Annotated in this window: 1 pseudogene; it reads right to left on the reverse strand. The window is 62.0% G+C overall.

Annotated features, from left to right (window positions below):
• A pseudogene (locus E5W87_RS35690) lies at positions 1-358 on the reverse strand (ATP-dependent DNA ligase); the annotation flags it as partial.

Here is a 358-nt window from a genome sequence, read left to right on the forward strand (position 1 = left end):
AATGCCGGCTTTCCAGCCTCACGCTCGACGCCGAGCAGCTCAAATTCCCCGACAGTGTAGCATTTCGTCTTCAGCCAGTTGGTCGAAGGGCCGCTGCGATATTTGCTGTCCCGGCGCTTGGACACCATCCCCTCAAGGCCGGCCTGGTCGACCAGGTGATAGATCGCCTTGGCATCGCCCGGCAGCGCCTGGCTGAACTGGATGCGGATGTCAGGCGGGATGATGCCGGCAAGGATGTCGCGGCGCTCTTGCAGCGCCATGTCGCGCAGGTCGTGGCCGTCAAGGTGCAGCAGATCAAAGGCGACAAAATAGAGGTCGTGCTGGCGCCGCGTGATGGCCTTGCGCAAAGCTGCGAAAT

Source organism: Mesorhizobium sp., from assembly GCF_004962925.1.
Classification (GTDB): Bacteria; Pseudomonadota; Alphaproteobacteria; order Rhizobiales; family Rhizobiaceae; genus Mesorhizobium.